This window comes from Rubripirellula reticaptiva (assembly GCF_007860175.1).
Lineage (GTDB): Bacteria > Planctomycetota > Planctomycetia > Pirellulales > Pirellulaceae > Rubripirellula > Rubripirellula reticaptiva.
In genome coordinates, this window is record NZ_SJPX01000005.1 from 899,682 (window position 1) to 923,654 (window position 23,973).

14 protein-coding genes are annotated in these 23,973 nt (G+C 56.3%); 6 read left to right on the forward strand and 8 right to left on the reverse strand.

Annotated features, from left to right (window positions below; translation table 11 throughout):
- Window positions 1-34 precede the first annotated feature (34 nt).
- A complete protein-coding gene (locus Poly59_RS24530) occupies window positions 35-913 on the reverse strand; it encodes a UDP-N-acetylmuramate dehydrogenase (protein ID WP_146536708.1) in 879 nt (292 codons plus the stop codon).
- A 12-nt stretch (window positions 914-925) separates the two neighbouring features.
- Entirely contained in the window at window positions 926-2,215 is a 1,290-nt protein-coding gene (locus Poly59_RS24535) for a hypothetical protein (protein WP_146536709.1), read from the reverse strand.
- A gap of 149 nt (window positions 2,216-2,364) precedes the next feature.
- Here Poly59_RS24535 and fae point away from each other — a divergent pair, with 149 nt between their 5' ends.
- Window positions 2,365-2,862 (forward strand): formaldehyde-activating enzyme, encoded by a 498-nt coding sequence (gene fae / locus Poly59_RS24540; protein ID WP_146536710.1) that lies wholly within the window; start codon window positions 2,365-2,367, stop codon window positions 2,860-2,862.
- A gap of 98 nt (window positions 2,863-2,960) precedes the next feature.
- Window positions 2,961-3,824, forward strand: coding sequence for an NAD(P)-dependent methylenetetrahydromethanopterin dehydrogenase (locus Poly59_RS24545; RefSeq protein ID WP_146536711.1), 864 nt, complete (start codon window positions 2,961-2,963; stop codon window positions 3,822-3,824).
- A 104-nt stretch (window positions 3,825-3,928) separates the two neighbouring features.
- Here Poly59_RS24545 and Poly59_RS24550 read toward each other — a convergent pair whose 3' ends face one another.
- The 4 genes from Poly59_RS24550 to Poly59_RS29750 form a co-directional block, all read right to left on the reverse strand.
- Complete coding sequence (locus Poly59_RS24550; protein ID WP_146536712.1) at window positions 3,929-6,031, reverse strand: carboxy terminal-processing peptidase; 2,103 nt, start codon at window positions 6,029-6,031, stop codon at window positions 3,929-3,931.
- A 315-nt stretch (window positions 6,032-6,346) separates the two neighbouring features.
- The gene (locus Poly59_RS24555) at window positions 6,347-10,354 is read right to left on the reverse strand and encodes an ATP-binding protein (protein ID WP_146536713.1); all 4,008 of its coding nucleotides are present in this window, start codon (window positions 10,352-10,354) and stop codon (window positions 6,347-6,349) included.
- A complete protein-coding gene (locus tag Poly59_RS24560) occupies window positions 10,351-11,607 on the reverse strand; it encodes a metallophosphoesterase family protein (protein ID WP_146536714.1) in 1,257 nt (418 codons plus the stop codon). The genes Poly59_RS24555 and Poly59_RS24560 overlap by 4 nt, the downstream gene beginning before the upstream one ends.
- Window positions 11,573-12,046 (reverse strand): hypothetical protein, encoded by a 474-nt coding sequence (locus tag Poly59_RS29750; RefSeq protein ID WP_186776489.1) that lies wholly within the window; start codon window positions 12,044-12,046, stop codon window positions 11,573-11,575. The genes Poly59_RS24560 and Poly59_RS29750 overlap by 35 nt, the downstream gene beginning before the upstream one ends.
- Before the next feature lie 41 nt (window positions 12,047-12,087).
- Here Poly59_RS29750 and pgsB point away from each other — a divergent pair, with 41 nt between their 5' ends.
- From pgsB to pgsW, 3 genes are all read left to right on the forward strand, one after another.
- Window positions 12,088-13,287 carry a poly-gamma-glutamate synthase PgsB gene (pgsB, locus tag Poly59_RS24565; RefSeq protein ID WP_146536715.1) on the forward strand — a complete coding sequence of 400 codons (1,200 nt, stop codon included), beginning with the start codon at window positions 12,088-12,090 and terminating at the stop codon, window positions 13,285-13,287.
- A gap of 126 nt (window positions 13,288-13,413) precedes the next feature.
- Window positions 13,414-13,896 (forward strand): poly-gamma-glutamate biosynthesis protein PgsC, encoded by a 483-nt coding sequence (gene pgsC / locus Poly59_RS24570; RefSeq protein ID WP_146536716.1) that lies wholly within the window; start codon window positions 13,414-13,416, stop codon window positions 13,894-13,896.
- On the forward strand, window positions 13,893-15,038 hold the full coding sequence (gene pgsW / locus Poly59_RS24575) for a poly-gamma-glutamate system protein (protein ID WP_146536717.1): 1,146 nt from the start codon (window positions 13,893-13,895) through the stop codon (window positions 15,036-15,038). Before pgsC ends, pgsW begins: the two co-directional genes overlap by 4 nt.
- Window positions 15,039-15,144: 106 nt before the next feature.
- On the opposite strand, the gene pyrE is transcribed toward pgsW, so the two are convergent.
- Together pyrE and Poly59_RS24585 are read right to left on the reverse strand one after the other, a co-directional pair.
- The gene (gene pyrE / locus Poly59_RS24580) at window positions 15,145-15,699 is read right to left on the reverse strand and encodes an orotate phosphoribosyltransferase (protein ID WP_146536718.1); all 555 of its coding nucleotides are present in this window, start codon (window positions 15,697-15,699) and stop codon (window positions 15,145-15,147) included.
- 122 nt (window positions 15,700-15,821) lie between these two features.
- Window positions 15,822-17,195 carry a L,D-transpeptidase family protein gene (locus tag Poly59_RS24585; protein ID WP_246151909.1) on the reverse strand — a complete coding sequence of 458 codons (1,374 nt, stop codon included), beginning with the start codon at window positions 17,193-17,195 and terminating at the stop codon, window positions 15,822-15,824.
- A 352-nt stretch (window positions 17,196-17,547) separates the two neighbouring features.
- Between Poly59_RS24585 and uvrA the strand changes: the two genes are divergently transcribed.
- On the forward strand, window positions 17,548-23,970 hold the full coding sequence (gene uvrA / locus Poly59_RS24590) for an excinuclease ABC subunit UvrA (protein WP_146536719.1): 6,423 nt from the start codon (window positions 17,548-17,550) through the stop codon (window positions 23,968-23,970).
- Window positions 23,971-23,973 lie beyond the last annotated feature (3 nt).

Below are 23,973 nucleotides of genomic sequence, written 5' to 3' on the forward strand. Positions count from 1 at the left end.
AATCGGGCGACAATCGCCATCCGATGATCAACAGTTACCAGATTTGCAGGTTCAACTGCAAGTCGACCCCGGTTTGCAGCAACACTTGTTCACGTACCCGCTCAATCAAACGCAAGCATTGATCGCTGGTCGCACCAGGATGCGCGACGACAAAGTGCGGTTTGCCAGTATCCAGCGAAACGTCGCCCTCACGCAGCCCCGCCAGCCCAACTTGTTGGATCAAATCGCTAGTCGGCATTCCGTCGGGATCGACAAACGGCATCGCGATGCGGCGTTCTTCGGTCGGTCGCGACGCATTGTAGCCGATCCACAGTTTCTGCATCCGTTTGGTCAACGCGGCAGCATCACGCGACTCGAGCTCGAAAACAACATTCATCACGATCAAACCACCCAGCGATGTCTTGCGGTGCGAGAAACCGATTTCATCCTGAGAAAGCACCCGCCGAGTGCCGCCTTTTTCCAAAACTTCGATCGAATGAACCGTTGACCCGATGTCTCGGCCGCCGCTCGATACGTTGCCAACAACGGCACCACCGACGCTGCCGGGGATTCCGACCAAGTGTTCTAGTCCTGCCAACCCCGCGCCGACCGCCTTGATCACGGCGTGCGACAGCTTGGCGCCGGCTCCCACGGTCATCAAATTTCCTTCGATCGACATGCCGCTGGTTTCAGCCGCTGCTAGCGAGATTACCAACCCATCGACGCCCGCTTCGCGGACCAAAACGTTGCTGCCATCGCCCAAAACTCGAACCGGCAGGCTGGCTTTCGAGGCAGCCACGACCAGTCGCTCGATATCCGATTCTTCAACCGGCTCGGCAAAATAATGAGCCGGTCCACCGATCCCCAACCAAACCAGCGGGCCCAACGGTTCATCGGTGCGAATCAAGTGATTCAAATCGTCCGGAAAGGTCATCGGCAAACAGTCTCAGATGGCGTCGGGGGAAGTGATCGGGGTCGTTTCAACGACGAACGGCAGTTTCTGTCCCGATAGGATAGCGAATCGTCGGCCGATTTTGCGAGACGCCCGAACAACGTCCGACGGATTTCCAATCAGCGAACAAACGGGCCAGCCTGCGAGAATCTCGGTGCCTTCGGCGGGGATGTCCGCGATTTGTACAGCCGGCGGCAATCCGTCCACGACCGGTTCCAGTCGAAAACGAAAACCGACGCTGGCGAATACGACTTTTTTGAGAACTGCGTCACGGTGTGGCGAATCGGTCTGAAACAGTTTTTTTTGATTGATCGCCAATGCCAGCAACGACGGAATTTCCCGGCCCCGCTCGACCAATTCGCTTGAACCGCTCCACCGCGGATTGATTTCAATCAGCCATGGCGTCTGGTTTCGATCCACCAAGAAATCGACGTTACACAATCCGGCTAATCCCGACGCGTCCCTGATCGAATGCCCCAGCGAAATCAGCCGATCAGCCAGACCTGGATCACAGGCGACTGGATTACAGGCGACTGGATTACAGGCGACTGGATCACAGGCGATCGGCCCAAACGATCCACCGTAGACAAACGGATAAACCGATTCGTCGGCAGCCGAAATCCGGTGAAATGTCGATCGGCAGACTCCCAACAACTGCGAAAGCCCTGGTCGAACCAGAAGCGTGGCACCAAAACTGCGTCCGGCAACCCATCGCTGGATCCACCCGTCTTTTTCCGGACGCGGCCGGTCAAGCCATTGAATCCCGATCCCGCCGGAACCGCTCCGTGGCTTGTAGAGCCAACGCCCAGTCGGAATCGCACCTTTCGGTGGATCGTCCACCGCTTCGAGCGCCAGGGGATTCGCTTCCAGCGTCTGAGGAAACGAAAAACCGGATTCGTTGGCCAGTTTCCTAAGCACGTTCGGATCGGCCAATTGCTCTTGGATCTCGATCGAAGGCGACAATCGAGGCCGTGCCACGGGGTGGGTGCCGAGCCAATCCTGGATCCCAGACAGCCCACCGACTTGGATCAACGGCGTTTCCGCGTATCGACTGAGCAATTCGGCGACTCGATCCACGTCATCCAGCAACGCAAATTCGTCGCAGGCCGCCACGGCGTCTCGGTCGCCGAACTGATCGATTCCGACCACGCGATATCCACCGGCAGACGCCGATTGAGCAGCTGCCCGCACCGATGCCCCAACCATCAAAACCGTTCGGCCGGCCGGTTCATCCGCCGATTCGTGGTGCAAACGGGCTTCGTTTAGGGCAGCGGGTGGTTGCATCAGCGGTGGGGTCTGCTACTTTTGGCATCGGTTTATGAGGACCGGCGGATAGCGAAATCGCTGCCGATGGAGTCTCCGAACGATTTGCATTGAACAAATCTGCAAGCCTGGATTTTTGTCCCTCAACCCACGAATAGGTAGTCCCCACAATGCATTTGAATGTTGGTGAAGCGCTGGTCGGCGATGGTAACGAAGTCGCACACATTGACCTGATGATCGGCAGCAAGAGCGGCCCCGTCGGAGTCGCATTTGCAAACGCACTTGCAACTCAAAGCGAAGGCCACACGAACCTGATGGCCGTTTTGGCCCCCAACGTTGCCGTCAAGCCATCAACTGTCATGGTGACCAAGGTCACGATGAAGGGCATGAAGCAAGTTGTACAAATGTTCGGTCCTGCACAAGCAGCCGTCGCGAAAGCCGTTGCCGACTCGGTCGCCGAAGGAATCATTCCTAAGGATCAAGCCGAAGACTTGGTTTGCGTCTGCGGTGTGTTCATTCACCCTGCTGCCGAAGACGACGAAAAGATCTATCAGTACAACTACGAAGCCGTCAAGCAATCGCTAGCAAACGCGATGGGCTGCAAGCCAAGTGCTGACGAAATGATCGCCCAAAAGGACACAGCGGCCCACCCTTTCAAGGGTTTCTAGTCCGCTGAAATTGGCGAACATGCCAATGTCAAAACAGAGCTTTCCGGTTTCAATGCCGGGAAGCTTTTTTTATGCACCGCCTTCCAGTAGAAATCGCCATGACCAAAAAAATCCTGCTCCAGCTCGACATCGATCCGCAACCTAGCTCATTCGATTCGGTCGTTGCGATCGATGCTGGCGTTGATCAATTACTGCGATACGAAGGCGTCCAAGTCACTGGCGTCACTTCAATCGTTCACGGTGCCATGTTCACCCGTGGCGGGGACAACCTAAAAAACACTGCGATCTTCATTGGCGGCAGCGACGTCGGAGCCGCCGAACGACTATTGACTGCCTGCCAAGAAGCATTCTTTGGCCCCGTCCGAGTCTCGTTGATGCTGGACGCCAACGGCTGCAACACCACCGCGTCGGCCGCAGTCGTCGCAGCCAGCCGGCACATCGACCTTGCTGGCGCAAAAGCAGTCGTGCTTGGCGGCACCGGACCGGTCGGTCGACGGGTTGCCCAACTGCTCGCCAGCGACGGTGCGGACGTCATCCTGACCAGCCGATCGCTGGACCGCGCTGCGTCAGCGGCTAAAGAAATCAGCGAACAAGTTCAGTCGGGTTCCGTCAACGCTGGCGAGGCTGGTTCACCAGCGCAAACGGCAGGCGTCTTGGCCGGCGCCCAAATCGTCATCGCCTGCGGCGCCGCAGGCATCGAACTAGCTGACGAAAAAACGATGCAATCGCTTTCAACTTTGAAAGTCGCGATCGACCTGAACGCCGTTCCCCCAGCGGGCATCGAAGGCATCGGCGTCGCCGACAAAGCCAAATCATTCGGCCAGGGTGTCGGATACGGCGCGATCGGTGTTGGTGGTTTAAAAATGAAAACCCACCGCGCAGCAATCGAATCGTTGTTCACCAGCAACGACAAAGTTCTGAACGCCGCCGAAATCTACGCGATCGCAAAATCAATCGGATAGACTTGCCGCCGGACACAGCGGAAACCTGCCGCGCACAAAAAAAGACGGAGGCGTCACAAACAACGCCTCCGTCTCGTATCTCTTGCTTTCTACGAACTTTCGACTCAGTCGGCCTTGGCCAAGTTTTGCTTTCGCAATCCGTCGATATAGTCGTGGGTCACGTTCAAGACTTCTTGGTTGTAAAAGTTGTCACGGTAGATTTTCTCGTCGCTCAACTGAGTCTCGAGAGTTTCTTCTTCCTCTTCTTTTTGAGAATCTAGTTCCTTGCGACGAGCCATGAACTGCTCTTCGTCTAACGAAACCGTATTCTGTTCTTTCTGAGCAACGTACAACTCGATGCGTCGGAGCAGATCCCCGAACTCTTTATCAGCAGCCACTCGCGTCATTGATCGCTGGCGAAGCATTCCGATCAGATCAGCAGGCTTCATGTTGTAGAGATCGTGACGAGCTTGTTTGACGCGGTCATGTTCCAACGCGAACTTCAAATCGCCTTCGCTGACATCCATTTTCGAAGTAATGCTTGGCAAGATCACGTCTGCCAAAACGCCCTTCCGCTGAGTGCTTTCACCATCGGGCAGATAGAACTGCTGCAGCGTGACCTTCAATGCACCGTAGTTCGCACGGTTGCTTCGGAACAATTGCTGTCCAAGGTCCATCAACGTTTGAACAGTTCCCTTGCCGTGAGTCGCAGGATCGCCGACGACGATGCCGCGACGATAGTCTTGGATCGCACCTGCAAAAATCTCGCTAGCACTGGCACTGAACTTACTGGTCAAAACGACAAGCGGGCCACTCCAAGCTGTACCGGCTTCCTCATCAGCATATTGTTGCACGCTGCCGTCCGAATTTTTGACTTGCACAACGGGGCCGCGGTCGATGAACAAACCAGTCAGATTGATCGCTTCGGTCAAGCTGCCGCCACCATTCTTGCTAAGGTCCAAGACGATGCCGTCGACACCCTGAGCATTGAAATCGTCCAAGATTCGATGAACGTCGCGAGTGCTGCTGCGGAAGTTCTGCTTGTCTTGGCGAGCCGACTCCATGTCCAAGTAGAAACTTGGCAGGTTGATATAGCCGATCTTCAGCGTGTTGTTGGTATCGGGCGAGACATGTTCGATAACTTCACCGCGAGCGGCGGATTCTTCCAATTCAATCCGAGCTCGCGTGATTTTGTAGACCTCGACCGCGCCGACACCACCTGCTTTGACGCCCAACCGAACGGTCGAACCAGCTCGCCCGCGAATCAGAGTCACGACGTCATTGAGCGGCATTTCAACCACGTCAACCATTTCGCCGGATTCGTCCTGACCAACCGTAACAATCACATCGTCGGTCTTCAATTTGCCATGCTTGGCCGCCGCACCACCAGGGATCACTCGAGTGACCGTTGTCTTGCCGTCTTTTTCGCTAAGCTGGGCACCGATTCCATCCAGATTCAAACGCATTTGAATGTTGAAATCTTCGAGCGTTTGCGGCGACATGTAAGTCGAATGCGGGTCGTACCCCATCGTGACGGCGGTCAAATACATTTCCAACAAATCGTCGCTGTCGGTTTGTTTCCAGCGGCGAGCATAACGCGTGTATCGTCGCTTCAATTGCTCGATCGCTTCTGGCCCCGTGGTTTCGTCATCTTTAAGATCCAGCAACGAATACTTGATCTGGCGGCGCCAACGATCACGAGCTTCATCGGCGTTGGTAGCGTAATGGGTTGACTTGGGGTCGATCACGATCGCTTCGTCGGTCGTAAATTCGAACTCGCCGCGCAGCAGTTCTTGGGCCACGGCCACACGCTCGTCGACTCGCTGAATGAATCGGCCGAAGATGTCGTACGCCAATTTCAGGTCGCCTTTGCGAACCATGTCGTCAATCGAGTTTTCGCTGGCGGCGAACTCGTCGATGTCGCTTTGCAGAAAGTAAAGTTTCAGCGGATCAAGTGAATCAATAAACAGCTGTAAAGCGCGTTTGCTAATCGTGTCGTTAAGACCTTGCGCGGAAATGTGATTCTCCGGCATCAACTTCGCGATCATCTTCGCGACGACCGTGTCACGCACTGACGGAACGGCCAATTGAGCCGGCGCGGGAGCTTCGACAGCGGCAGGTTGAGCATTGGCCAGCGGACTGGCACCAGTCACAAACAGACTAGCTGCCAATAACGGCAACAACGCACCAGCGCGGAAAGTGAGATTCGGACACAGACGACAGTCCATAGCGGTTTCCTAGAAGGTTGAAATCAAACGGGGGTTGCCGACCGGACGGGCAATATGCGTTGCGGTTGCCCACGTTCGTACAGCATACGGATCGTAGGAAAGCAGCGAAGTTCGGGCAACTCCGTTTCTCTTCCTATCTTACCACCTCGGCGACCGCTGAATTGTCGCCGCAATCACCGAATCGAGCAAATTTGAGCTGCAGTCAATCCAAAATTCTCGCTATTGGCCGAGGAAACCCATCTGCCTCGGCAATCGAGGCATCATGAGGCCAAATTCCAGGATCCAGTTCTGAAGTCTTGCGAATGAGTGCTGCGATCAGTGGTTGGCGACCTTATCGCCTTGCCACCATTGACCGCCACGGTTTTCGGCGGCGCGTTGGTCATGGTCGTCGGATCGACTGTCTCTCGAACGATTGTCACGGTTCCAGACATCATCAGGAACGACACTGTCACGAACGTCTAACCATTCATCTCGGGCAATCGCGGCTAGCGCGTCTTCGGCGTCCGTGATACGGCGGCCCGGTTCTTGTTCGAACCAAGCCCAACCGATCGCAGGCTCTCGTTCGACGTATTGTTCCTCTTCGAATTCGGGCTCGTCATATTCTGGCTCGAGCAGACGTTCCGGCTTGACGTATTTTGGCTCGACACGCTCAACGTATTCGACCACCCGTTTCTTTGCCGCAGGTTTGGGAACAGGTTTCGGCTCGGGCGCGCGTTCGACGTAGATGATCTTCGTTTTTGCTGGCTCGGGTTTGGGCTCTGGCTCCGGCGCGGCGGTGACCAAGACAGGCTCCGGCTCAGGAACTTCCTCGACAGGTTCTTCTTCCGCGACCGGCTCTTCTTCCTCTTCCATCACTTCGTCTTCGTAAACCTCCTCGTACTCAACTTCTTCTTCGTATTCTTCCTCTTCGACTTCCTCAGGCAACAAAATCGTCGCTCGGCCAGGCGTCCCTTGTGCGGGCATCAGCCGAACTTCGACGTCGATATCATGGAAGATATCAACGATGTGATGGTGGCATGTGAACATCATTACTTGATGGCCAAGTTCCGCAAACGTCTTCAACGTCCGTGCCGCATGAATGGCTCGGTCCCGGTCAAAGTTGACAAGCACATCGTCAAGCACCAACGGCAACATGACTCCGCGTCGTGCGTACGCGGCCGCCAGCGACAATCGCAGCGCGATGAATACCGCTTCACGTGTCCCGCGACTGAGCACTTCCAGCGGCAACGATTTTTTGTCGTCCGCGTCGATCTTCAATTGGTTTGTGCCCAGTGGCGTCCAAATGCGTTTGTACTTGCCGTTGGTCAATTGGCTTAGGAAGCTCGACGCTTCGCGTAGCGTTTCGGGCTGACGTTCGCGTTCGAACGTTCCGCAGACGTCTTCTAACAGACAACTGGCCATTCCCATGGTTTGCCAACGATGAGCCGTCGCTTCAATTTTTCGTTCGACACAGCCAAGTTCTAGCTGAGCGATCGACAAACGATTGTCATCGCCGAGGTGTTTCATCTCTTGAGCCAACTCACCGAGCGAAGTCCGTAACTGACCGACGCGTTCGTCCGTTTCCGTCATCCGACTGGTCAACGAATCCCAGCGTCGTTCCAAATCGGCAGCGGTCGCGCCTTCGATCTCGCGAGCGACTTCGTCATATTCAATGTGTTGTCCGATGATCGACTTGATTTGCTTGTCAAGTTCCTCTCGCTCTTTCCGCAACTCGCCCAGGACGACCTTGCTGTCGACCATTTCATAAAACTGTTCGGGGGTTGCAACACCACACTTTGCCCACAAAGCACGGCGTTGTTGTTCGGCCCGTTCGAGGGCGCGATGGTGAACACTTTGTTGACGTTTAAGCTGGACGTCGGCTTCTTTGTATTCGCGACGTCGCTTGATCCAGTGCGATTGCCGCGACAATTCCTCGTGCAAATGGTTCAGTTGGTCCAGCGGGCTGGTCCGCGTCTTCATTCGCGATGACGCAAGTTCCACTTGCGGGTCCGATTGCCGATCATTGCGTCCGTCGCGGTTTCGATCTCCGTCGCGATCACGTTTCCGGTCATTTTTGCGATCGCCATTGCGATCATTGCCACGCTCGTCATGCCGTTCGCTATCTCGACCCACCAGCCGATCCACTTGGCTGTCATCTTGGTACTCGTCTTCAGATTCACGCAGCGAGTCGCGTGCCGCTTCTTCGTTGACTTCCAAGGCTTCGAAATACAACGCTTCGATACGCTTTGCGATTGCGCCTCGCTCACGCCGACGTTGCTCTTTCTCGGTCGACAATTCTTCCAAACGACGGCGACTGGCTTGTAATGTTTCATATCCGTCGCCCAGCTTGCGGACGCTTGATGGCGAAAGCGATTCGCTAAGCCCAAGACTTTGCAACGTTCCCGACCACTGACGACGTGCCTCCTTCAATCCGTCGGCCGCCTTCGAGGCGCGGGCTCGCGATGACTTGTACGCCTCCATCGCGGCTTGGTGGCTGTGATAAACCGGTAAAGAAGCATCCAGATCCGCCAACAAACGCTCGGCTTCGCGGACTCGCAATTCCAACGACTCGTTGCTGGTCGGCATCGTCGAGTCAATGCTTGATCGTTCACCTTCGATTTCGCGAATCTGTCGGCGCAGCGTATCGATTTGACGTTCGCAGTCTTCGCGATCATGCGAGGTCGAACGTTTGCCGTTTTCCAGCCCCCAATAGAACGCAAGCAGTGCCAAGAACCCGATCAGCATGCACAGCATGCCCCATGTCGGATCCGGACGGCTGACCAACCACTGAATATTGAAGAAGTTGGCAAATCCGTAGATCATCGCCATTCCGCCGGCGATAAACGGAACCGCCAACAAAATGAAACGGTCGACCGGCAAGACTTCGTCGGTCGTCAAGTCGACGGTCTCGCGTTCGAGTTCACGGTAGTGACGCTTGAGTTTTTCGAGATGCTCGCCAACCTGGATTCGGTGCTTCAGCGCCGTCACCATTTCGGTTTGGCTGCGGATGGCTTCCTGCAAATTGGTGGCACGCGCCCGCTGCAGCACTTCGGTTAGCGATTCGTTCAGCTTGTCTGCACGTGTCTTGTGATCGGCGCCTTCCCCGCGAGACTGTTTCAGCCGGAACGCTTGCTCCTTGACCAACTTGGCTGGTTCGGACAGTGCCGCCAGTGTTTGACGCGACAGATCGGGCAATTGGCTGGTATCGCCACTGATTAGCGCCGCACGATCTTCTTCGTCCAACCCCAAACGGTCGGCGTCGACCTCGAGTTGCTTTTTGGCTTTTGCGATCTGGTCGTCGATACGTTCAATTTGCTCTTCGAGCGCTTCGACCCAAGTCGCCTGCTGCGAAGCGGCTTCGATCTTGCCTTGCAGATCCAGCATGCGGCGACTGACCGGCAACTGGCCCGCCTTGTCGCGCAATCCGCGCCGCTTGGACTTGATCTCTTCGATCTTTTGTTTGCGTTCTTCCATCATCGCGTCGATTTGCACCAGTTGGCCGGGTGCTTCGTCGGGCAGATGAATGTCGGATTCGCGTTCAGCAATTTGCTTGATGATTTGTTCGCGTTTTCGCCAGACTTCGTGAACACTCGTCGCCGTTTCGACGGTTCGTCCTTCACGTTCCCAAACGCCCATGCGTTCGGTTAGCTGCTCGATTTCCTGTTGCTGGCTGCGGCGTTGAGAGGCTAGTTCGCTCCAGCGGCGACCACCGCGAGTCAGAACGGCGACTTCGTCACGCAACTTTTCACGCTTGGTGATCAACGTCGACAGCTTTGCGGCTTCCGCTTCGTCTTCGGCCGATGCCTTTCCAACCAAGGCTCTGCGTCCACTGCGCAAATTACGCAGCACGTCGACCAACGAGACACGGTCCAGACCGCTGGACAGTTTGTAAAGTTCATCGGCGGCGGACGTGTCATCGAGTGTCGACAACTCTTGCAGTTCGCGCATGCCGATCGCGAACACATTGGTAAAAATGGGTTCGTCGATTTGCCCCAACAGGCTCTGTAAACGGTGCTGGCCTTGGCTCAACCCGTCTTGGCCGGTGACCGTCAATTGCCCCGTCACGCCATTGTCGGTCAGCTGGCTGTGGCGGCGAATTTGGTAACCGCCACCCGGCCCGGTGACGCGAATCGCACCGCCCGGGGTGCCGCCATGAACCGGCGGCAAGTACTTTTCGCGGCGATCGGGTGTGAATCCGTAAAGCATCGCGCGGACGAACTGCATCAGCGTTGTCTTGCCAGCCTCGTTAGGACCGTAGAACAACGTCATGCCGTCGGGCAGCGAGTCGACCGATAGTCCCGACCAGACGCCGAAGCCATCAACTTGGATGTCTTTGATTCTCATGATTTTTGCACCAGGTTTGGCTTACCACCGCGGAGCAGTTCAACGCCCAGCAGGGTGGCTTGATCGAGCAAGTCAGCGCGCGCCGAAGGCGAAACTTCGGCTAACATCGTCGCGGTCGTTGACGGCATCGCGGACGATCCCGACATGGATTCTTCGGTGAACGGTGCCAAATTCAGGTCGCGTCCGTCCGATTTGCGATGCTTTTCTGCAGCTCGCAAAAAGTCACCCAAAATTGTGTCTTCGTCATTCCACGACTTGGGATAGGTGCGTGGCGGACGGACCTTCAAGTGACAGGTCCAGGCCGACGGCGAACCGTGACCGAATTCGCGGCGCACCCATGACAACAGTTCTTCGCTGTCGCCGATTGACAACATCGAATCATTGTCGGTGATCGAAATATCCCAGCCCACCAACAGGTTTCGGCCACCGTTTTCGTGTTGCAGACGAACGATGCGTTCGCCCATCACGTTACGAATGCCGCCAACGGCATTGATGTCCGACGCGGTCAGCGCGACTTCGCAGTAACGGAACGAGTCACATTCAACCGAATGCACCCGAGTGGTTCGGTCGGCATCGACGTCGACGATCGAGTAACCGTGGACGCCCGACTCTTCCAAGCATCGGCCTTGCGGCGATCCACAATAGACCGCGGCACCCTCGGCACCGCCTTCGATGACTTCGCGATTGTGCTGACCACCGAGTGCCCAGTAATCAAATCGCCCTTCGGCTAGGGCGTTCGCGTCGGCCGTGCCGTAACCGACGGCAACGGTGTACTCGTCGGTCGGATCGGTGCGATAACTGGGCACATGCAAAACGCTGCGTCCGTCGGCGCTTCGCCCCACAACTGAACAGATCGTCCGTCCGGCTCGCTCGACTGGAATCGCGACCGCGCGATTTTTGGGGAACATGGTCACGTTGGGCGGCAACGGCACCGCTTCGGGCCACTTGGCAGGATCGTCGGCAATGCCGGCCGTCCAAAATACGGGTTTCTTTTTGGCGTGCAGTTTGTCGAAATAATCCAACAGCAGCGACATGCCGTGCGGCCCAGCGGCCTGGGGTGCCAGCAAGTCGCCCGACAAGACTAGGAAATCAACGTTTTCGACCAAAGCGGCTTCAAAGACAGCCGCCGCGGAACGCCGAGGAGCCTCGGCCATGGCTTCGCGAAGGTGTGGCGGTAGCGAATCGAGGTCTCCTAGAGGAGTCTCAAGATGAAAGTCGCTAGCGTGAATGAAGCGGAATGACTCGCCCGGCATTGGATCCCTCCCTGCTTGTCATGACGTACTCACATCGTGTGAGCGTGTTGCGGAAGTCTAAACGATTTCGTGAAACCGGGCCAAGACCGTTTTTTTCGGACAATTGGGCAAATGTTCCACGAAAAATCCACCCGGACCCTTGCTCGGGGCGGTGGGAACCAGATGGCAGCAACAAAGCTACTGAGTTGGCGTTAAGGTTGCCAAAGTTGCCTGAACGAATCGACGAGCGATAACGGCAACTCGGCTTGCCGACGCTAAAGCACTCAATAACACTTCTTTTCTGAAATTGCCCGCTAGACCCCTGCGCGGACAATGCGATAATTAATGCCTCCTGGAATTCGCTTCTGGAATTTAGCTCCAAGGTCTGATCTTCAGAGTTCCAGCTTTTCAATTTGAGCGTGCCGTTTCTGTCGGCATCCGAGCGTGGCGGATCGACCACTCTATTATTCGCATTCGCGAAGGTAAACAAAACACAACTCGATGGACGGATCACTCGCCCTTCTAGGCACTACCGGTGCGCTAGTTGGTCTCGGAGCACTCGAATCGCTGGTTCACCAGCGTCGGCTTCACACCATCCCGCTGCGAATTCACGTCAACGGGACTCGCGGAAAATCGTCAGTCACTCGACTGATCGCCGCAGGTTTGCGAAGCGGTGGAGTCCGAACCTGTGCAAAGACGACCGGCACATTGGCTCGCATGATTCTGCCCGACGGATCGGAATACCCGGTCTTTCGCCCGGCTCGCGCCAATGTCATTGAACAGGTCCGGATTGTCCGCGCCGCGGCCGAATCGGAAAGCGAAGCTTTAGTCATGGAATGCATGGCGCTTGTCCCGTACCTGCAATGGCTGTGCGAGTTCCGGTTGGTTCACGCAACTCACGCCGTGATCACCAACGCTCGCGCCGACCACTTGGATGTGATGGGGCCGACCGAACACGACGTCGCGTTAGCGTTGTTGGGCATGGTCCCCAAAAACGGTCGCCTGTACACCGCCGAACGACGTCACCTGGAAACGTTCCAGCGTGCCGCCGACGAACGGAACACGGAATTGATCGCTGTCACCGAGGACGAAGTCAACGCGATCACCCCGCTTGAACTGTCGCAGTTCTCGTTCATCGAACATGCTGAAAACGTGGCGCTTGCTCTGCGAGTCTTGAAAGACCTCGAAATCGATCGCAGCAAGGCGTTGCAAGGCATGTGGGCGGCAACGCCCGACCCGGGCATCATGACGACGGCCGAGATCAATTTCTTCGGACGTGAGATCGTGTTCGTCAACGGATTCGCGGCCAACGACCCCGAATCCACCGAACGGATCTGGGATATGGCCTGTGATCGCTATCCCGATTCGGGCAAGCGAATCATTATCTTCAACTGTCGATTTGACCGCCCTGATCGCTCGAAACAATTGGCCGAGGTCTGTGCGAAGTGGCGGCCAGCCGATCACTACATCCTGATTGGCTCGGGAACGTACATCTTTGCAAAGTACGCGACCGCGGCTGGGCTGGACCACCGCAAGTTGGTGATGGCCGAAGACGATTCGCCACAGGAAATCTTTGAAAAAGCCGTCGAACTGGGCGGGCGCAATTCGATGGTCATGGGCATGATGAACATCGGCGGCATTGGGCTGGAAATTGTTCGTTATTTCCGAAACCGCAGCTCTGTCGGCGAACGTGCATTTTAAAACGCCGCTTGCAAAGACACAAACATAGCCGAGCTGTTTTGTGGCGAACGATTTCTATAGCGCCATAGCGACACCACGGCTTTCCCCCAAAGTCATCTCTCTCACAACAAAAAAACGCGAACTCTCATGGATACTCTTACCGTTGCAATCGGGATCGGCTTGGCGGTCAGCCTGCTGTTCTCGGAATTGTTTGGCCTAGCGGCCGGCGGGATGGTCGTGCCGGGCTACATCGCCCTGTCGCTCGACAAACCGCTTAATGTGATCGTTACCTTTGCCGCGGCGATCATCACTTATTACATCGTCTACACACTATCCAACATGATCGCGATCTACGGCAAACGCCGGACGGTGCTGATGGTCTTGATTGGTTTCTTGGTCGGCGTGACTTTAGAACGATTCAGTCTGTTTCAATCGCAAGCGATTGATCCGTCGGACCTTAGCCTGCTTGATGACTCGGTCGACTATGAAGTCATCGGTTACATCATTCCCGGCCTGATTGCGATTTGGATCGACCGGCAGGGGATGGTGGAAACACTTGGCATCCTGCTGACGGCTTCGACGGTGGTTCGTTTGGTTTTGATCCTGATGGGATTGGAGTTGGTACTATGAAGCGACTCTTTTGGCGTCCTCGGCAAGTCTCGCAAACGGTCATTTGGTTGATGGCAGGCTTTTCGCTGCTTGGCCTAGCCACGATCGAACACTTCCGCACCAAGGCGCCGCAATCGGACCTCGACATTAAAATGACGGCGTCAACGTACGCGTCAGAAATGATGCGTGCGATCAAAGCGGAAAAAATGAATATGGCTCAGGCTTCCGACGCCGCAGTCGACCCAGCCGGGTCGGGCATGATCGGGCAATTGATGAGCCCCGTGACCACGCTGACCGGACGACTGAGCGCGAAGCAAACCGCGGTCAACCCGAATTTTGCGGCTGTCGTTGTCGAACAACTGATCGGCGCCGGCGTCGAATCTGGCGATTTGGTTGCCGTCGGATACTCCGGTTCATTCCCTGGCATGAACGCCAACGTCTGCGCGGCTCTGAAAGCCATTGGTGCCCAGCCAGTCATCATTGCCAGTGCCGGATCAAGCCAGTGGGGCGCGAATAACCCCGACATGATGTGGATCGATATGGAGAGCCTGCTTTTCGAAGAAGGCCTGTTGCCGTTCAAAGCGGTGGCATGTTCGATCGGTGGTTACGAAGACATCGGATTGGGAATGACCGTCGAAGCCAAAGACTTGGTCAAGAAAGCGATCAAGCGGAACGGCCTGCCGCTGTTGACGTCAACGGACTTCGTCGAAGCAATCGACGAACGCATGCAAATTTATCGCAAGCAAGCCGGCGGTCGCGATTACAAGGCATACATCAATGTCGGCGGCGGAACGATTTCGGTCGGACGAAGCATGGGCAAGCGGGCTTACAAGCCAGGCCTGAACCTATCGGCAAAGCACGAGGTGCTGCGAATCGACTCGGTCATGACTCGGTTCATGAGCAAAGGTACCCCAGTAATCCACGTGGTCGAAATCGACCGCATGGCAAGCAAATACGGCCTACCGCTAGCACCCCAACAAATGCCGCCAATCGGCGAAGGCGGCATCTACCAGCAAACTCGCTATAACAAGTTGCTGACCGCGACGGTGTTGGTCTTGATCCTGCTGTCGCTACGAGCACTCGTGCTGACCGACTTTGGATATCGATTCGTCAAAGGGCGCGGCGGAAAGAAAACCGCCTCTTCGCCCGAACCGATGGTCTAGCACATCTGCGTCGCTAGTCCACAAACCACGCTTGGCCTAATCAGCCAAGCGTTTTTTTCGACTCACTGCGACCGTTTCACTCTGGCTCGCTTCACTCTGGCTGACTTCACTCTGGCTCGATGCCGAAGTCGCGGATCGTGGTCAAAGTCGTTAGCTCGATACCCTTGGCGGCGAAGGCTTCGCGCCCGCCCGCCAACCGGTCGATGATTGCGATCACGTGATCAACGACCAGGCCGTATTCACGAACGGCGTCGACCGCTTTGATCGCGCTTCCACCGCTAGTGATGACGTCTTCGACAATGACGACGCGTTGGCCGGGCTGAACGGGCCCTTCGACTTGCTTGCCGGTGCCATGTCCCTTGGCTTCTTTGCGAACCATGAACCCCTTTAGCGGCAGGTCACGCTGGCCAGCAATGGTCACGATCGACGCCGTGATTGGGTCGGCACCGATCGCCATGCCACCAACCGCAGCGGGCAAGTCGCCCAGCGACTGCAAAACTTCCAACATTCCTTCGGCGACCACATTGGCACCCTTGGGATGCAGGGTCAGCGTTCGACAATCCAGATAGAAACTGGCCTTTTTGCCGCTCGCCAGCGTGAAGTCGCCGCGGCGCAAGGACTCGGATTGGATCAGTCGGATCAGTTCGTCGCGGTCGTACATGAAAAAGGTATTAGCGTTGAGGTGTTCGGTGTCGGAATACACAAGCCAGCAAGCTTAGCAAACATAATCGCCGGCTTCGACGTCCCTGTGTTCACAGCAACACCGCACTCTCGCAGCAATTCCTACTTTCGGATCGTCACGGACGAACCTTGGGAAATGATTCCGTACAAATCATCGGCAAAATCGCCGGCTAGGCTGATGCAACCCTTTTCGGTCGGCCGTGTGGCATCAGGACTGCCGTGAATGCACAACTGGCCACCCAAATCGATCCATGCGGCACCGTACGGATTGTCGGGGCTGCCCGGCGGAATCGGCGAGCCAGCCGCATCGTAAAACGTCCGCGACTCTTGCTTGTCCTGAACCGTAAACGTGCCCGGTTTTGGCATTGGATCGTTGCCAACACCGATCGGAAAACGACCGGAATAAAGATCACCCAAAAACAAAGTCAATTCTTGGTTCGTCAGATCGACTTCGGCGCGGAACGGGCCACGAACAACCTTCAACTCGGTGCCTGGCAAAACCGCGACCGGATCTTGGATCTGGTTGATGTTGGCCAGCAATTGCCAAGGCACTTCATAGCGACTGGCGATCTCCATCAGGGTTTCGCTTTGACCGACTCGGTGGGCACTTTCAAGCAGATGACGCTTGGAATAAATAACTTCCTTTGCCAACCAATCAAGTCGCTGAACCAACTCGCTGCGTTCTTCGCCCGACAAATTTGGCGTCGAATAGAACAGACTTAGTGTCGCCAAAGCATCCTTCAACTGGTCCTTGCTGTACTGGCGATCGGCAATTTGAATCGCATTGACCAACCCCAGATTCGAATTGCCGCCAAGCGATGCTCCTTGCGTCAGCAAATCGGAATCGCGGCTCACGTTCATGGCCGAGACTTGCGCGACCGGAGCCGACGCATCATCGGAGTTCGACGCGAATCGAGTGCCGAAATTTGGATCAAATTTAGATTGCGCTTCGTTCGGATCGGGCACCTCGAACGCTCGATTGGTCGTAGGATATTCGCGAGCACTATCGGCCGATGACGAAATCGCGTCGCTTGCCGCAGCACCCAAATCGGCGCCAACGGCACCAACCGAAGCCACAGCGGCGTTCGCCGATTCCTCGACATCGCTCATCGAGAAGCTAGCCGAACTCGCCGGTGTTCCATTGGTAGGCAATTCGATCGAACGGTTGGCAAAGTCGGGCACTGAATACGCCGAAGCATTCCCCATCGCCGGTTCAGGCGACATCAAACTGGCCGCGACCGTGTCGGCGGGCTGAGTGACTTCGGGGAAACCACCCAGACTGCCGGCATTGATTTCCAGTTCGCCAAGCGACGGTGGCAACGCTGAATCGATCATCAACGATCCATCATCGCTCATCACCAACATGTCTTCGACACCAAGCGGCAATGGTTCCGGTGGTGTGGTCAGAGATACGTACGCACCGTAAATGACGGTCATTAGCAGTACGACGATGGCTGCGGTTTTCAGCGTTTGCACGACTGTCCTCCATGACTGGGCAGGCAAACACGACGAAGCCCAGGTCGTTGATCCGATTTTGTTGATCTGTTTTTACAGACCGTTTTTCACTGATCTGTGCAGATTTACATCTGCAAGGAATCATTCCACCGCGAAGCCTACTCAATCGCCGGAGATTCCATCTAGCCCAATTTTCAGGATCGGCTTCGAAGCCAACGGCAAAGTGCCGTGACGACGACGGAAGAATTGCTGCCATAGCTAGCAATTCAACGCATTTAGCCCACCGAGTTGGCGGGGCTACGCCTACGCTTTGACCGTAAACGGGTATACACTCCGGTGAAAAATTCGTTGGCACGGCAAGCAAGCAGGCGTAATGACAACTACGGAAATCACGGTCAAAGGCGCTCGAGAACACAATCTTCGCGATGTCAATTTGACGCTGCCACGAGGGCAACTGATCTGCTTCTCGGGTGTCTCGGGCAGCGGTAAGTCCTCACTCGCTTTTGACACGCTGTACGCCGAGGGCCAACGGCGATACGTCGAAAGCCTGTCGAACTACGCGCGCCAGTTCATGGGCCAGATGCCCAAGCCAGACGTCGATCTTGTCAGCGGCCTGTCGCCATCGATTTCGATCAGCCAAAAATCCAGCGGCAACAATCCTCGTTCGACCGTTGGCACGATTACCGAAATCTATGATTTCCTGCGAGTCCTGTTCGCTCGCGTCGGCACGGGTTTCTGTCCCAAATGCGAAGAACCGATCACCGCGCAAAGCCGCGATGCGATCGCGTCGCGCATTTTGTCGCTGCCCGACGAGGCGACGGTGTGGATCATGGCGCCGCTGGTGCGCGGTCAGAAAGGTGAATTCCGCGACCTGTTCGAAGACCTTCGCAAACAAGGCTTCACGCGCGCTCGGGTCGACGGCGAAACCATCCGGCTGTCCGAACCGCCATCGCTCGATCGCAACAGCCGCCACGACGTCGAAGTCATCATCGATCGTATTGAACCCGATGCCCGCGACCGCGGCCGAGTCACCGAAGCGGTTGAAACGGGTTTGAAGCTCGGCGAAGCCACCTTGATCGTGTCGCTTTCTGAAGCCAACGATCACTCGACCGGTCCTGTCAAACAAGACGTGCTTTACTCGTCAAAGTATGCATGCCATTCATGCGGCACCAGCTTCAAGCCACCAACGCCGCAGCTTTTCTCGTTCAATTCGCCGCAAGGAATGTGCACGACCTGTGACGGGCTCGGTCGGTTGTACACGTTCGTACCAAATCTGCTGATTCCCGACGAGTCGCTATCAGTCAAGAAAGGTGCGATCTGCCTGCTTGGCAAGTGGGCAGACTTGGGCCGCTATCGCCAACACATCTACAAGGGTGTCGCCGAATCGTTCGAAGCTGCGTTTGGTTTCGACAAAGGCACGATGTTGGACAAGCCCTGGCGTGACCTTTCGGAAGAGGCAAAACACGTTTGGTTGTGGGGTGCCGACGAATCGGTGGAATTCACATGGAAGGCCGGATCGAAGGCGACCAAGTACTCCGGTGATTTCGATGGCTTCATCCCCGAACTGGTCGATCGCTACAAGACCAGCAAGAACAAAATGCAACTGCGTCAGTTCGAAAAGCACATGGCAACGCTCGATTGCCCGGACTGTCACGGCAAACGACTGAACGAACAAGCCAGTGCCGTTCGAATCACGTCAGCTGGCGAACGATCGCCCGCTGCGAAAGACATTGGTGCGACTCAAACCGCTTCCAAGACTCTACCCGAACTTTGCGAACTTCCCGTCGATGAACTCGCAGACTTCTTCGCTGAGATTGTCTTGGGCAAGACCGAAGCTAAGATTGCGTCGGAAGCACTCAAAGAGATCCGCGCTCGCATCGGTTTCCTGCTCGGCGTGGGACTCGAATACCTGACGCTCGGCCGGACCGCGCCGACGCTTTCAGGTGGCGAATCACAGCGAATTCGTCTGGCAGGCCAGATCGGCAGCGGCTTGGTTGGTGTGCTCTACATTTTGGACGAGCCTTCGATCGGGCTACACCCGCGCGACAACGACCGCTTGATCGAAACGCTCGAGCGACTTCGCGACACGGGCAACACATTGATCGTCGTCGAGCACGATGAAGACACGATGCGGGCCAGCGACTTGATTGTCGACTTCGGCCCCGGCCCCGGCGTCAAAGGCGGCCGCGTTGTGGCGACGGGGACCGTCGACGACGTGATGAACTCGACTCGCAGCGTGACGGGCCAGTTCTTGGCCGGCACCCGCGCGATCACGCCCGCCGAAACGTTACGTCCAATCGACAAAGCATCGATGCTGTCGATCCGCGGCGCTCGATTCCACAACCTAAAAAACGTCGATGTCGACATCCCGCTTGGTGGAGTGGTTTGCGTCACCGGCGTGTCAGGCAGCGGCAAGAGTTCACTGATCGGCGGTATTCTGGAACCGGCACTTCGAAACGCCCTCAATGGAGCCGAACAAGAAATCGGCGAACACGATTCGATTTCCGGACTCGAACATCTCGACAAAACGATTGCGATCGACCAATCGCCAATCGGACGCACACCGCGAAGCAACCCAGCAACGTATGTGAAGGTCTTCGATGAAATTCGCAACCTGTACGCGAAAATGCCAGAAGCAAAAACTCGCGGTTACACGTCAAGCCGATTCAGTTTCAACGTTGACGGTGGCCGCTGTTCAGCCTGCGAAGGCAACGGAGCTACCAAGCTAGAAATGGATTTCTTGGCCGACATTTGGGTCACATGCCCAATATGCCAGGGCCGACGATACAACCGCGAAACATTGTCCGTCCAGTTCAAAGGCGCATCGATCGCCGACGTGCTGGAAATGGACATTTCGCAAGCACTGAAACTGTTCAAGAACATTCCTAAAGTCGCCGAGAAACTGCAAACGCTCGTCGACGTGGGACTGGAATACCTAAAACTCGGCCAACCTTCGCCGACGCTTTCGGGTGGCGAAGCCCAACGCATCAAGTTGTCACGCGAGCTGAGCAAACGCGAAACCGGCAAGACGTTGTACGTGTTGGACGAGCCGACGACGGGATTGCACTTCGCCGACATCGAAATGCTGTTGAAGGTGATTCACCGGTTGGCCGACCATGGCAACACGATCGTGATCGTTGAACACAATACCGACGTGATCAAGACAGCCGACTGGGTCATCGATCTCGGTCCCGAAGGCGGCGCCGGCGGCGGCCGCATCATCGCTCAAGGACGACCAGCCGAAGTCGCGACGGTTACTGAAAGCTACACCGGCGCGGCGTTAGCCAAGTCGCTGGGCATCAAGCGATCGGCACCTCCGAAGCCAGTCGTCCGGCGAGAGATCGCTCAGGTGAGCCCGCGTGCGCGAACACACGTGATCGTCGAAGCGGCGTGCGAACACAACTTGAAATCGGTCGATGTCGAAATCCCGCGCGACGCAATGACCGTTTTTTGCGGCCCCAGCGGCAGCGGCAAGTCGTCGATGGCGATGGACACGATTTACGCCGAAGGTCAACGACGATATGTCGAATCGTTGTCTTCGTACGCAAGACAGTTCATTGGGCAAGTCCAGAAACCTCGCGTAGACCGCATCGAAGGGCTCTCGCCTGCGGTTGCATTAGAACAAAAGAATCTTGGTCACAGCCCGCGTAGCACTGTCGGCACGGTGACGGAAGTCTATGACTACCTGCGCATTTTGATGGCTCGGCTGGGCACGATGTACTGCCCTGATTGCCAGATCCCGATCGGCACGCAGACGCCCGACCAAATCGTCGACAAGGTCATGGCGATGCCCGAGGGCACGCGTGCCTTGCTGATGTCACCGATCGAAGTTCAAGCTGGTGAAGGCGCTAAAGACACCTGGCAAAGTCTGCGCAGTACCGGATACCAACGTGTTCGCATCGACGGTGTCACGGTGGCACTCGACAACGCACCGGCGCTTGACCCGCGTAAGAAACAAAAAGTGCAAGTCGTTGTCGACCGCATCGTTGTTCAAGAATCGGACCAGTCGCGGATCAGCGATTCAATCGAACAAGCATTGTCGCTTGGCGTCGGAGTCTTGGAAGTCGCGATCGCCGATGACGAGCGTGACGAACCGAAGTGGAAAACGATCATTCACAGCCAGCACTTGGTGTGCAGTTGCTGTGGCCGTTCGTTCAACGACTTAACGCCTCACCACTTCTCGTTCAACTCGGCTGTCGGCTGGTGCCCGAGCTGCGAGGGCCTAGGCACGCAAACCGGAACCAACCCGACGGCGCTGATCGGCTTATCCAGTTCGTCACTTTCCGAAGGCGCAACGCTGCTGTGGCCGAGTGTCGACAAGTCAGTATCGATGTGGATGCTGAAGGCACTGTCGCGTCACACCGACATTCGAATCGATGTCCCGTATGACGAACTGTCGGTGTCTGAAAAACGAGTGCTGTTTCGCGGAACCGGCCCGGCTTGGATCGAAGTCAAACAGTCGGACACGGACAACGATCCAGCCAAGTCAAAATCTAGCTCCTTAAAATCGGACCTATCGACTCCGATCTTTCGTTTTCAGTTCAAGGGTTTCTATCCGGCGCTCGAAGAAGCATCGCGGCTGACGCCTGGGCTTCGCGGCAAGCTGGAACAGTTCACTGACGAAATCGACTGTGCCGCGTGTGATGGGTCAAGGCTGCGCGAAGAAGCTGCCGCAGTTCACTTTCGTGGTCGAACGATCGCTGACCTTGTCCATATGCCGCTGAACCGTTTGGCGGACGAAGTCAAATCGTGGAAGCTTGACAAACGCGAAAAGAAAATTGCCGGCGAACTGGTTCGCGAAGTTCAATCTCGCGTGCGATTTCTGCTGGACGTCGGACTGAATTACCTGACGCTGCACCGAGGCGCGGCCACGTTGTCGGGTGGCGAGGCGCAGCGGATTCGTTTGGCCGGACAACTAGGCAGCGGTCTTTGCGGTGTGCTTTATGTTCTGGACGAACCGACGATCGGGCTGCACCCACGTGACAACCTGCGTTTGCTCGGAGCGCTGCATCGACTGCGTGACCAGGGCAACACGTTGTTGGTGGTCGAACACGATCACGATGTCATCAAAGGCAGCGACTACCTCTGTGACTTTGGTCCCAAGGCTGGCCGCAACGGCGGTCGCATCGTCGCACGCGGAGCCCCCGACGCCGTCGAACCTCTAGATGAGAGCGTCACTGCTGGCTACATCAACGGCGCCGAATCGATCCCGATCCCACCGTCGCGTCGACCGGTGACGTCGGCCAACGGCCAGATCATGGTCAACCAACTAAAAGTCATCGGCGCTCGTGAACACAACCTAAAGAACGTCAACTTCGAACTTCCGCTCGGCACATTCACGGCGATCACTGGCCCCAGCGGCAGCGGCAAGAGTTCGTTGATCGACGGCATTCTGTATCCGGTTCTGGCTCGTCGCTTGCACCGCGCACGGCTGCGACCGGGACGCCACGAAAAGGTCGAAGGTGTTCGCTACATCGACAAAGTGATCGAAGTCGATCAGTCACCACTTGGCAACACGCCCAGCAGCAACCCGGCGACGTACACCGGCGTGTTCGACCTGATCCGCAATCTCTTCGCCAGCATCCCCGAAGCCGCCCAGCGCAAGTTCACCGCCCGCACATTCAGCTTCAACGTGCCCGGCGGACGTTGCGAAACCTGCGAAGGGAGCGGGCAACTGAAGATCGAAATGCACTTTCTGCCGGACGTGTGGGTACCGTGCGAAGATTGCCAATCTCGGCGATACCGTGACGATGTTTTGGAAGTCAAGCATCACGGCCAATCGATCGCGGACGTTCTCGACATGCAAATCGGCGACGCGGTTGAGTTGTTTGCCGGACACACCAAAATCCAGCACATCCTGCAAACCATCTGCGATGTCGGACTCGATTACGTCACGCTTGGCCAATCCGCACCGACGTTGTCGGGCGGTGAAGCCCAGCGAGTCAAGTTGGCCGCTGAACTGGCCCGTCCGGTTACCGGCAACACTCTTTACTTATTGGATGAACCCACCACCGGACTTCACTTTCACGACATTGAAAAACTGTTGGGCGTGCTGCAGCGTCTCGTCGATCTTGGGAACACGGTTGTTGTGATCGAACACAACCTGGACGTCATCAAGTGTGCCGACTGGGTCGTCGACATGGGCCCAGGCGCGGGCGTCGACGGTGGCCAGATCGTGTTTGCGGGAACTCCCGAGGGACTCGCAAAGTCGCGAAAGTCACTGACGGCACCGTTCATGGCCGAAGCACTCGGACAACCCAAGGTGTCCCCGCAGCGACGATCGCCAACGGAAAAACCGAAGCCAACTGGAAAACCGAAACCAGCGAAAACCGAAACGCCATTGCCTGCTTGCGACGCGCCAATCGACGAAGCGTCCGCGATCACGGATCCCTGGAAAGTGCTGGGCCGAAAATGGCATTCACTTGGCAAAGGATTTCCTGCGGGCCAGAAACCAGACTGGCCGCTCGAGATCGCTGACCAAACCCTAGCGCTGTTAGAAAACGTCGCCGGCGACAATTCGCTCGACTTTATTTCCCCGACCAGCGTATCGGTGAAGCCCGAAGGTTCAAAAACGCCCTGGGCAGAAGTCGAAACGAAGACACCAGAATCGCTAAAAGTCACGCTGGCCGGCCCCACCGAAACGATGGACTTAGAAGGACTGCCAAAGATGCGCGTCGATGGTCCGGTCGAGATGGGCGACTACACGTTCATCACACTTAATTTCACGGAAGAAAAACACGTGCGAAGCCGGAAACTAAAAACGTTTCTGAAGAGTCACCTGGAACGATCACAGTAGAAC